This window comes from Lysinibacillus sp. GbtcB16 (assembly GCF_019091145.1).
In the GTDB taxonomy this organism is placed as follows: Bacteria; Bacillota; Bacilli; order Bacillales_A; family Planococcaceae; genus Lysinibacillus; species Lysinibacillus fusiformis.
In genome coordinates, this window is sequence record NZ_JAGXJV010000189.1 from 1 (window position 1) to 352 (window position 352).

A 352-nucleotide genomic window follows, 5' to 3' on the forward strand; every position below is an offset into this window, starting at 1 on the left:
ATTCGAACCCCCGCGCGGTGTTACCCGCCTGTCGGTTTTCAAGACCGATCCCTTCAGCCAGACTTGGGTATACCTCCGTAACAATATATAAATGGTGGACCTTGCAGGACTCGAACCTGCGACCGGACGGTTATGAGCCGTCTGCTCTAACCAACTGAGCTAAAGGTCCTTTAAGATGGCGGCAGAGGGGATCGAACCCCCGACCTTACGGGTATGAACCGTACGCTCTAGCCAGCTGAGCTACGCCGCCAGGATCTTTATACTGGTTAATTACTATGGTGGAGCCTAGCGGGATCGAACCGCTGACCTCCTGCGTGCAAGGCAGGCGCTCTCCCAGCTGAGCTAAGGCCCC

3 tRNA genes are annotated in these 352 nt (G+C 56.2%); all 3 read right to left on the minus strand.

Annotation, left to right across the window (positions count from 1 at the left end):
• Window positions 1–92: 92 nt before the first annotated feature.
• Window positions 93–169, minus strand: a tRNA-Ile gene (locus KVT27_RS23940).
• 7 nt (window positions 170–176) lie between these two features.
• Window positions 177–250: transfer RNA gene (locus KVT27_RS23945), tRNA-Met, on the minus strand.
• Window positions 251–276: 26 nt separating this feature from the next.
• Window positions 277–352 (minus strand) — tRNA-Ala (locus KVT27_RS23950).